At 77.5% G+C, this 11,638-nt stretch carries 3 protein-coding genes; all 3 read right to left on the bottom strand.

The window, feature by feature from the left end; all coding sequences use genetic code 11:
• Positions 1 to 210, bottom strand: a 210-nt coding sequence (locus E0504_RS50100) for a beta-ketoacyl synthase N-terminal-like domain-containing protein (RefSeq protein WP_207974760.1), incomplete at its 3' end; no start/stop codon positions are given.
• Between the two features lie 56 nt (positions 211 to 266).
• Positions 267 to 10,040: a type I polyketide synthase gene (locus E0504_RS50095; RefSeq protein WP_131628174.1), complete on the bottom strand. Its 9,774-nt coding sequence runs from the start codon at positions 10,038 to 10,040 to the stop codon at positions 267 to 269.
• A gap of 41 nt (positions 10,041 to 10,081) precedes the next feature.
• Positions 10,082 to 11,638 (bottom strand): polyketide synthase dehydratase domain-containing protein (locus tag E0504_RS50090; protein ID WP_207974759.1); only part of this gene is annotated, 1,557 nt, incomplete at its 5' end.

The following is an 11,638-nucleotide window of genomic DNA, read 5'->3' as shown; positions in this document are numbered from 1 at the left end:
CGGAAACTCCGACACCGCGTCGTGCCCGCCGGAGACGACGTCCCACAGCTGCTCCGGGGACGACACCCCGCCCGGGAAACGGCAGGCCATTCCCACGATCGCGATCGGCTCGCGGTCGGCCTCCTCCAGCTCGCGCACCCGCTGGGTGGCCTGACGAAGCTCGGCTGTCGCCTGCTTCAGAAAATGGCGCAGCCGGTCCTCGTTCGACATGCGAGCTTCCTCCTGGCCCTCGGGCATCGATGCGGTGTCCTGGGATGGCTGGGAACTCAGGAAAAACCGAACTCCTTGCCGAGCAGATCGAACATCTCCTCGTCACTCGCCTCGTCCAGCCCGGCGGACCCGGCCCCGGCGAGCGAGCGCAGGATGGCCCGCAGCCGGGTCTCGACCGAGGCCCGCACCTCGTCGGGGGGCTCCGCCGCGGCCAGCGCCGCCTCGAGGCTGCCGAGGCCGGCGAGCACCGGGTCCGCCACCGCCTCGGCGGGCAGCAGCAGGCCGCGCAGGTACCGGGCGAGCGCGTCCGGCGTGGGATGGTCGAAAACGACCGTGGCGGGCAGCCGCTCCCCGGTGGCACGGCCGAGCCGGTTGCGGGTCTCGACCGAGGCGAGGGAGTCGAAACCGAGATCGGTGAACGCCCGGTCCGCCGGGATCTGTTCGGCCGACGCGTGCCCGAGCACCGCGGCGACCTCCGTCCGGACCAGCTCCAGGACGACGCGGTGCCGGCTGTGCTCGGGCATGGCGCCGAGCCGTTCCCGCAGCGACGCCCCGCCCGCCGCCCGCGGTCCGCCGTTCTCCGACGCCGCGGCGCTGTCGCCGCCCACGGCACCCCCGAGACCGGTGCCGCCGCCGGGGATGCCGGCGAGCGCCGCGCGCGCCTCGGGAATCTCGTCGACGAGACGGGTCGGGCGGGCGGCGGGGAACGCCGCGACGAACCGATCCCAGAGCACCCTGACCAGCGCGACGCAGGGCTCCTGCCCGCCGACCACCTCGGCCAGCGCGCGCAGCGCCTCGTCGGGGGCCAGCGCGGGCAGGCCGTGCCGGGCCAGCCGCTCGCGGACCCGGGGTTCGTCGGCCATCCCGGCGCCGGCCCAGGCTCCCCACGCCACCGAGGTCGCGGGCCGGCCCCTGGCCCGGCGGTGCTCGGCGAGCGCGTCCAGGTAGGCGTTCGCGCCCGCGTAGCCGCCCTGCCCGGCGTTCCCCCAGGTGCCCGCGATCGAGGAGAACAGCACGAAGGCGTCGAGCGGCCGGTCGCCCAGCAGCTCGTCCAGGTGGGCCGCGCCGGCGGCCTTGCCCGCGACGACGGCGGCGAGGCCGGCCGGGGTCGTCTCCTCCAGCACGCCGCCGGTGCCGGCGCCGGCGGCGTGCACGACCGCGGTGAGCGGGCATTCCGCCGGAATTGCCGCGAGAACACCGGCCAGCGCGGCCCGGTCCGCCGCGTCGCAGGCGGCCACCGTGACCTGGCAGCCGTGCACGGCGAGCTCCTCCGCCAGCTCCGCGGCGCCCGGCGCGGCCGGCCCGCGCCGGCTGGTCAGCACCAGCCGCTCGGCGCCCTGCGCGGCGCACCAGCGGGCGACCGCCGCGCCGAGCGCACCGGTCCCGCCGGTGATCAGCACCGTGCCCCGCGGGTGCCATCGGCGCTCGCCCGCGCCGGTGCCGGCGCGCACCAGCCGCCGACCGAAGGCCCCGGCGGTCCGCAGCGCGACCTGATCCTCGCCGGTGGTGCCGGCCAGCACGGCCACCAGCCGCTCGGCCGAGCGCTCGTCGAGGGAGCGCGGCAGATCCAGCAGCCCGCCCCACCGCGCCGGCGTCTCCAGGGCGGCGACCCGGCCGAGGCCCCACACCTGCGCCTGCTCCGGGTCGGTGACCGGGTCGGTGCCCCAGGTCGAGACCGCCCCCCGGGTGGCGCACCACAGCGGGGCGGCCACACCGGCGTCGCCGAGCGCCTGCAGGAGCGCGACGGTGCCAGCCAGTCCGGCGGGCAGCCCCGGATGGGCCGGGAGCGGCGCCGTGTCGAGGGCGACCAGCGACAGCACCCCGCGGACCACGCCAGCACCATCGGTGTCGGCACCGGCACCGGCACCGGCACCGGCGGCGCCGGGCGTGGACGTCCCGACGAACTCGGCGAGGCGGCCGGCCAGCCGCCGCCGGTCGATGTCCGCGCCGCCCACCGTGAGCCGCACCACCCGGGCGCCCCGGCGTTCCAGCGCCTCGGCGCACTCGGTGACCAGGCCGCCGGCGGCTGGCCCGGCCGGGGCCACCACCAGCCAGGTTCCCGACAGCGCGGACGGCGCGGAGACGGTCAGCGGCGTCCAGACCGTCCGGTACACCAGGTCGTCCAGGTCGGCCGCCGCGCGCCGCCGCCGGTGCCGGGACGCCAGCGCCGGCAGCACGGCGCGCAGCGGCGCGTCCTCGTCGACGCCCAGCGTGCCGGCCAGCGCGCCGAGATCCGCGCGCGCCACCGCGTCCCAGAAGGCGGTGTCCTCCGCCGACACCCCCGCGCCGCCCGACCCGGCGGGACCGGCCGCGGGGGCGAGCCAGTACCGCCGCCGCTGGAAGGCGTAGGTGGGCAGGTCGATCACCCGTGCCCCCGCGAAGAACGCAGCCCAGTCGACACCGGTGCCGTTGGCATGCGCCTCGCCGAGCGCCGTCACCAGGCTGTGCTCCTCGGGACGGCCGGCCCGCAGCGCCGGGACGAACACCGCGGCACCGTCCACCAGGCACTGGCGTCCCATCCCGGAGAGCACTCCGGCCGGCCCCAGCTCCAGGAAGGTCGTCGCCCCCCGCTCGTGCAGGCAGGCGACGGCGTCGGCGAAGCGCACCGGCTGGCGGGCCTGCCGCACCCAGTAGTCGGGGTCGCACAGCTGCTCGGCGGACGCGATCCGCCCGGTCACCGTGGAGACGACCGGGACGGCCGGCGCCTGGTACCGCAACGTGGCCGCGACCTCCCGGAAGGCCGCCAGCATGGGGTCCATCCGCGAGGAGTGGAACGCGTGCGCCACCCGGAGCCGGCGGGTACGGCGTCCGAGGGCCTCGGCGCGGGCGGCGAGCGCGGTCACCGCGTCCTCGTCACCACTGATCACGACGGAGTCGGGGCCGTTGACAGCGGCGATCCCCACCCGGCCGGGGCCCGGCGGGTCCGCCTGATCCTCCTCCTCGGCCAGCCATGCCAGGACGTCCCGCTCGGTTGCCTGTACGGAGACCATCGCCCCACCCGCGGGGAGCTCCGCCATGAGACGGCCGCGTGCCGTGACCAGGGCGCACGCGTCTGCCAGCGAGAGCACCCCCGCGACATGGGCGGCGGCGATCTCACCGACGGAGTGCCCGGCGACGAAGTCCGGGGCGACGCCCCAGGAGCGCAGCAGGTCGTGCAGGGCGACCTCGAGTGCGAACAGCGCGGGCTGGGTGTGGTCGGTGCGGTCCAGCAGCGGCCCGTCGGCGAGCACCTCGTCGAGTGGCTGGTCCAGGTGCGGATCAAGGTGCGAGCGGACGAGGTCGAAGGCGCGCGCAAACGCCGGGAAGCGTTCGTACAGCTCCCGGCCCATGCCGGGGCGCTGCGAGCCCTGACCGGTGAAGAGCATCGCCGTCCGGCCCGGCGACCGGACCGTGGTGCGGACGATCCCGGCGGCGGCCGTGCCCCGCGCGAGCGCGGCCAGCCCGCGCGACGCGCCCGCCAGGTCGTCCGCGACGACGACGGCCCGGCAGGCCAGCGCGGCCCGGCCGGTCGCCAGCGAGAACCCGACGTCCGCCGCGAGCTCGGGCCCGGCGGCGGGAGCGCCGGTGAGGTGGGCCGTCAGGCGCGCGGCCTGCGCCCGCAGCGCGTCCTCGGAGTGCGCGGAGACCAGCCACGGCACGACCGCCGGGGCGGTGCCCACCGGCGGCCCCGGGTCCGCGGCCGCGTCGTCCGGGTGGTCGGTCTCCTCCTCGAGGATGACGTGGGCGTTGGTGCCGCTGATCCCGAACGAGGACACCCCCGCCCGGCGGAGCCGCCCCGCCTCCCGCGGCCACGCGACCGGCTCGGTCGCCACCCGCACCGCGCCCGCGGCCCAGTCGACCCGCGGCGACGGCGCGTCCACGTGCAGGGTGCTCGGCACCGACCGGTGCCGCAGCGCCTCCACGATCTTGATGATCCCGGCCACCCCGGCGGCCGCCTGCGTGTGCCCGATGTTCGACTTCACCGACCCCAGCCACAGCGGGCGGCCCGCCGGCCGGCCCTGCCCGTAGGTCGCCAGCAGCGCCCGCGCCTCGATCGGGTCGCCCAGCACCGTCCCGGTCCCGTGCGCCTCGACCACGTCGACCTGTTCCGGGCCGAGCCCCGCGTCGGCCAGCGCCGCCCGCACCACCCGCTGCTGCGCCGGGCCGTTCGGCGCCGTCAGGCCGTTCGACGCACCGTCCTGGTTGACCGCGCTGCCCCGCACCACCGCCAGCACCCGGTGCCCGCGCCGCCGCGCCGCGGAGAGCCGCTCCACCACGAGGACGCCGACGCCCTCGCCCCATCCGGTGCCGTCCGCCGCCGCGGCGAACGCCTTGACCCGGCCGTCGCGGGCCAGCCCCCGCTGCCGGGAGAACTCGACGAAGGTCGTCGGGCCGGCCATCACGGTGACGCCGCCGGCGAGCGCCAGCGTGCACTCGCCGGAGCGCAGCACGCCCACCGCCAGGTGCAGCGCCACCAGCGAGGACGAGCACGCCGTGTCGACCGTCACCGCCGGCCCCTCCAGGCCCAGCGTGTACGCCACCCGGCCCGACGCGACGCTGCCCGCGCTGCCGGTGAGCAGGTAGCCCTCCGAGTCCTGCCCGGCCCGCGAGCCCGCGGCGTAGTCGTGGTAGCTCAGGCCGGTGAACACCCCGGTCGGGGTTCCGCGCAGCGACGACGGGTCGAGGCCGGCCCGTTCGAGCGCCTCCCAGGACACCTCCAGCAGCAGCCGCTGCTGCGGGTCCATGGCCAGCGCCTCACGCGGGGAGATCCCGAAGAACTCCGCGTCGAAGTCACCCGCGTCGTGCAGGAAGCCGCCCTCCCGCACGTAGCACCGGCCCGGACGGCCGGGCTCCGGGTCGTAGAGCCCGTCGACGTCCCAGCCGCGGTCGACCGGGAAGTCCGAGACCGCGTCGACGCCGTCCGCCAGCAGTCGCCACAGCTCCGCCGGGGACGACACCCCACCCGGGTACCGGCACCCCATGCCCACGATCACGACCGGATCGTCCGAGCCGTCGTCGTCGGCGTGCCGGGACGGCGGCGGGGACACGGCCGCCGGCGGCGCGTCCGGCGCGTCGTCCAGCAGGACGGCCCGCAGCCGGTCGGCGACGGCCACCGGGGTGGGATGGTCGAACAGCAGCGTCGCCGGCAGGCGCAGGCCGGTCGCCGCGGCGAGCCGGTTGCGCAGCTCCACCGAGGTCAGTGAGTCGAAGCCGGCGTCCTTGAACGCCCGGGACGGGCCGACCGCCTCGGCCGCGGCGTGTCCGAGCACCGCCGCGGCGTGCGCCCGGACAAGCTGGACGAGCAGGTCGTGCCGCTCGGGCGCGGACACCTCGCGCAGGCGGCGGACCAGGCCGTCCGACGCACCCGCCGGGGCGAACGCGCCCGGCGCTGTGAACGCGGCCAGCCCGACGACCGCGCCCGGACCGGTGGCCGTGCCCGCCGCCCCGGTCTGGTCGCCCTGCGCCGCGACGGGGACGAGACCCCGCAGGAGCACCGGGAGCGTCCCGGCCGCCGCGTGGGCGCGCAGCGTGGCGCCGTCGAGGCCCACCGGAACCAGCGCGGCGTCCCGGACGGCAGGAGCGGCGCCGGGGCCGCCCGGGGTGGGCGGCCACCCGGCCAGCGCCCGGTCGAACAGGTCGAGTGCCTCGGACGTCTCCAGCGGGCGCATCCCCGTGCGGGCCATCCGGCGCAGGTCGGCGGAACCGAGCCCGGCCGTCAGCGCGCTGCGCCGCGCCCACAGCCCCCAGGCGAGCGAGGCGGCCGGCAGCCCACGGGCGGCCCGCCGCGCGGCGAGCGCGTCCAGGAGCGCGTTCGCCGCCGCGTAGGCGCCCTGGCCGGCGCTGCCGAAGGGCGCCGCGGCCGAGGAGAACAGCACGAAGGCGGACAGGTCGAGATGCACGGTGAGCTCGTCCAGGTGCAGCGCCGCGTCGGCCTTGGGCCGCAGGACGGCGTCGACCCGCTCCCCCGTCAGGGCTGTGACGACGCCGTCGTCGAGCACTCCCGCGGCGTGCACGACCGCCCGCAGCGGACGGCCGGCGGGAACCGCCGCGAGCAGGTCGGCCAGCGCCCGGCGGTCGGCCACGTCGCACGCCGCCACGGTGACGCTCGCCCCGAGCTCGGTGAGCTCCGCGACCAGCTCCGGGGCGCGCCCGCCCCGCCCGGCCAGCAGCAGGTGGCGCACGCCGTGCCGGGTGACCAGGTGCCGGGCGACCAGCCCGCCGAGCGTGCCCGTCCCACCGGTGATCAGCACGGTTCCCGCCGGGTCCCAGCGGACGCCGTCACCAGCCGGGCCGGCTGGCGCGGCTGGCGCGAGTCTCGGTACGAACGCGCGACCGGCGCGCAGGGCGAGCTGCGGCTCCCCCGCCGCCAGCGCGGCCGTGACCGCGGCGGGCGCGACGGCCGCGGAGTCCTCGTCGTCGTCCAGGTCGAGCAGGACGAACCGCCCGGGATGCTCGGACTCCGCCGAGCGCACCAGCCCCCACACCGCGGCGGCTGCGAGATCGGTGACCTGCCCGCCGGGCTCCCCCTCCACCGCCCCGCGGGTCGTCAGCACCAGCCGGGCGGCGGCGAGACGGTCGTCAGCCAGCCAGGCCTGGATCAGCGACAGCGCCCACCGCACGGCGCCGTGCACCACGCCAACCGGATCGAGGCCGACGGAATCGGCGCGCACCGGGCCGAGGCTGACCGGGTCGGCGCCCGTCGGACCGGCGGCGGCCGCCTGCGGCAGGCCGACGACCACCCGGTCGGGGGCCGGACCACCCGCCGCGGCCAGAGCGGCCAGCTCGTCACGGAGCACCGAGGCATCCCAGTCCGCCGGGGTAACGAACGCGGCCGCCCGGCCGGGGCCGCCGGTTCCAAGGAGGGCGGCGCGCGCCGGTGTCACCTCGGGGGCCACCGGCAGCGGGATCCACTCCGTCCGGAACAGCGATCCCGCGGTCGGGTCAGCCTCCTGGGCCGGTTCCGCCGGCGCACCGGCGCCCAGCCAGTAGCGGCGGTGCTGGAAGGCGTAGGTCGGCAGGTCCACCCGCCGGCCGGCGGCGACCAGCGGTCCCCAGTCGACCTCGGCGCCCCGCACCCACAGCTCGGCGGCGCTCGCGGACAGGCGCCGAAGGCCGCCGTCGTCGCGGCGCAGCGATCCCACCCCGACGGCGCCGTCCGCTCCGGCGGCCAGCGCGCTCTCCGCCACCGCCGGTGTCAGCACCGGATGCGCGCCGACCTCCAGGAAGAACCGGCAGCCCTCGTCCAGCAGCTCCCGGACAGCCGGCGCGAACAGCACCGGCGACCGCAGGTTGTCGAACCAGTACGGCGCGTCCAGCTCACCGGGCTCCGTCATCCGTCGGCCCGTCACCGTCGAGAGGAAGGGGATGCGCGGAGCCGCGGACCGCAGGCCCGCCAGCTCCCGCAGCAGGCTCGCCCGCAGCGGCTCCACCCGGGAGGTGTGCGAGGCGTAGTCCACCGCGACCCGCCGGGCCCGCGCGCCGCGAGCCGCGCAGAACGCGACGACCTCCTCCAGCGCCGCGGTCTCGCCGGCCACCACCGTCGACGCCGGGCCGTTGACGGCCGCCACCTCCACCCGCCCGTCCCACCGTTCCAGGAACCCCTCCACCTCCGCCGCCGGCAACGCCACCGACACCATTCCCCCGGCGTCTCCAACAGCGCCCGCCCGGCCCCCGCCCCCGGCCAGCTCGGCGGCGATCAGCCGGCCGCGGACGGCGACCACCCGGGCCGCGTCCGGCACCGACAGCGCCCCCGCCACGCAGGCGGCGGCGATCTCCCCCTGCGAGTGCCCCAGCACCACATCCGCCCGTACTCCCCACGACTCCCACACCGCCGCCAGGCCCACCATCACCGCCCACGACACCGGCTGGACCACCTCGGCCCGCTCCAGCCATCCCGCGCCCGAGACGCCGCGCAGGACGTCCACCACCGACCAGTCCACGAAACCGGCCAGCGCCCGGTCGCACTCCGCCACCCGCTGCGCGAACACGGCGGAAGAATCGAGCAGTTCCACCCCCATGCCCAACCACTGCGCGCCCTGCCCGGGGAACACCCACACCACCCGGCCGTCACCGCCGCCCGCGCCATCACTCGCGCTCGCGCACACCAGATCCGCCGCCGGCTCACCCCCGGCCAGCGCGCCCAGCGCGGCGTGCCGGTCGGCGCCCAGCACCACCGCCCGGTGTTCGAGCGCCGCCCGCCCCCGCACCAGCGAGAAGCCCACGTCGGCGACCGAGCCGGGACCCGGCCGCAGGAAGGCCGCCAGGCGACCGGCCTGGGCGCGCAGCCCCGGCTCCGAACGCGCCGACAGAACCCACGGCACCGCCTCGGTGGGCACCGGTGCGGGACGGGACGCGGCCCCGGCCCCCGAGCCGGCGCCGCCTTCTCCGACCGGTCCGGGCCCGGCCTCGGGCTCGGCCTCGGGCTGGGTCTCGGGTTCCGGCTCAGGCTCCGGTTCGGGCGCGGGGGGCTCCTCCACGATCACGTGCGCGTTCGTGCCCGAGACGCCGAACGACGAGACTCCCGCCCGCCGCGGGCGGTCCGTCCGCGGCCAGTCGACGTCCCCGGTGAGCAGCCGGACGTCGCCAGCGGCCCAGTCGACGGCGGCCGTCGGCTCGGCCACGTGCAGGGTCCGGGGCAGCACCCCGTGACGCAGCGCGAGGACCATCTTGATCACGCCGCCGACCCCCGCGGCCGACTGCGCGTGCCCGATGTTCGACTTCAGCGACCCGAGCCACAGCGGCCGGTCCGCCGGCCGGCCGCGCCCGTAGGTCGCCAGCAGCGCGTCCGCCTCGATCGGGTCGCCCAGTGCCGTCCCGGTGCCGTGCGCCTCGACGGCGTCGACGGTATCCGGCGTGAGCCGGGCGTCGGCCAGCGCCTGACGGATCACCCGTTCCTGCGCGGGACCGTTGGGCGCGGTCAGTCCGTTGGACGCGCCGTCGGAGTTCACCGCGCTGCCCCGCACCACCGCGAGCACCGGATGCCCCAGCCGCCGCGCGTCGCTGAGGCGTTCGAGGAGCAGGACGCCGACACCCTCGGCGAGACCGAAGCCGTCACCGCCCGCGGCGAACGCGCGGCAGCGGCCGTCCGCGGACAGCGCGCGCTGGCGGCCGTACTCGGTGAAGACCAGCGGGGTGGACATCACCGCGACGCCGGCCGCCAGCGCGAGGGCGCACTCGCCGCCGCGCAGCGCCCGCGCCGCCAGGTGCAGCGCCACCAGCGAGGAGGAGCAGGCGGTGTCGACGGTGACGGCGGGGCCTTCCAACCCGAGCGTGTAGGCGACCCGGCCGGACAGCACGCTGCTGGCGCCGCCGGTGCTCAGGTAGCCCTCGACCTCGGTGGGGACGTCACGCAGCCGGGAGACGTAGTCCTGGTAGATGCTGCCGACGAAGACTCCCGTCCCGCTGCCCCGCAGTGCGGACGGATCGATGCCGGCCCGCTCGACCGTCTCCCACACGACCTCCAGCAGGAGCCGCTGCTGGGGGTCCATCGCCAGCGCCTCCCGCGGCGAGATCCCGAAGAACTCCGCGTCGAAGTCGGCGGCGTCGTGGAGGAAGCCACCGTGGCGGGTGTAGGTCGTGCCGGGCCGGGTGCCGTCCGGGTCGTAGAGGGCCGGCAGGTCCCAGCCGCGGTCGGCCGGCAGACCGGTGATCGCGTCCCGGCCGGTGGCGACGAGCTCCCACAGGTCCTCGGGCGAGTGGACGTCGCCCGGGTAGCGGCAGCCCATCCCGACGATCGCGATCGGCTCGTGCGCGGCGGCCTCGAGATCGCTCAGCCGCCGCCGTGTCCGCCGGAGATCCGTCATGATCTTCCTGACGTACTCCCGGAGCCGATCCTCGTTGGCACTGGACATCGGTCAGGTCTCCCAGCGTCGGGCTGATCAGGGCGGACGGGTCACAGCGCGCCGAGCTCCCGGTCGATCACCTCCAGCATCTCGTCGTCGGTCATCGACTCGAAGTCGTCGCCGTCCTCCCCGTCGGGGACGTACGTGCCGCCGGCGGGCGCGGCCGGGGTGTCGGCCCACCGCCAAAGCAGGGCCTGCAGCCGCTCGGTGAGCACGGACCGGTCGCCCTCTGCGGCCATGCCGAGCGCGGCTTCGAGGCGGTCCAGCTCCGCCAGGGCGGCGGCGGTGCCCGCCCGTCCCGGTTCGAGCCCGGCCCGCAGATAGCCGGCCAGGGCCCGCGGCGTCGGATGGTTGAAGACCAGCGCGGCCGGCAGGCGCAGCCCGGTGACGGCGGTCAGCCGGTCGCGGAGCTCGACCCCGCTGAGCGAGTCGAAGCCGAGATCGCGGAACGCGCGGTCATCCGCGACGGCCGTCGCACCCTCGTGGCCGAGCACCGCGGCCGCCTGCCCACGGACCAGTTCCAGCAGGGCCTGCTCCCGGTCGGGCCCGGCGAGGCCGGTCAGCCGCCGGGCGAACGAGGAGGTGTCGGGCTGGTCCGCGTCCGCGGCGGCCCGCCGGGCCGGAATGACCGGCACCGGCGCGGCTGCCGCGGGCGGCGGCCCCGGGGGTGCCACCACGGGTGCCGGGGAGGCCGGCCGGAGTGCCAGCGTGCCCTCGGCGACCGATTGGCCCGTGCCGTCGGCGAGAGTCACGGCCACCTCGTCGGCGCCGGCCGGCGACAGCCGCACGCGCAGCGTCGACGCGCCGTCCGCGAGCACGCGGACGGCGCTCCAGGAGAACGGGCGCAGCCGCCGCGCCCCCAGCTCCGGATCGAGCACGAGCGGCTGGAAGGCGGCGTCGACAAGCACCGGATGCAGGGCGAACCGCCGGGCCGTCCCCCGCAGCGGTTCGGGCAGGCCGACCTCGGCGAACAGCTCCGCATCGCGGCGCCACACCGCACGCACCCCGTGGAAGGCCGGGCCGTAGTCCACGCCCGCCGCGGCGAGGCGCGGGTACAGGTCGTCGACCGGGACGGGACGCGCTCCGCTCGGCGGCCACACGACCAGGTCGAACGCCGGGTCCGCGGCGACGCCGCCCGGGGCCCGCACCGCGAGCGCGCCCCGGGCGTGCCGGGCCCACGGCTCCTGCGGCCCTTCCGGGTCCCCCGGCCGACCTCGACCGTCCGGACGCGCGTAGACGGCCAGCGAGCGCCGGCCCGCGCCGTCGGGCGGACCCACCGCGACCTGCACGTGGACGCCGCCGTGCTCGGGAACGACCAGGGCCGCCTCAAGGGTGAGCTCGGCGACCTCGTCGCAGCCGGTCTGGTCCGCGGCCTGGACGGCCAGCTCGAGGAACACGGCACCGGGCAGCAGTACGGCACCACCGACCGCGTGGTCGGCGAGCCAGGGCTGTGAGCCCCGTGAGAGCAGACCGGTGAGGAGCAGCCCACCGGTGTCGACCAGCGGTACCACGCCGCCCAGCATCGGATGGTCGGCGGGACGCACGCCCGGGTCGGGCGCGCCGCCACGCACCGCGGGCGCGTCGGGCCAGTAGCGCTGGTTCTGGAA

This window comes from Parafrankia sp. BMG5.11 (assembly GCF_004337455.1).
This window is presented reverse-complemented; position numbering and strand designations above follow the sequence as displayed.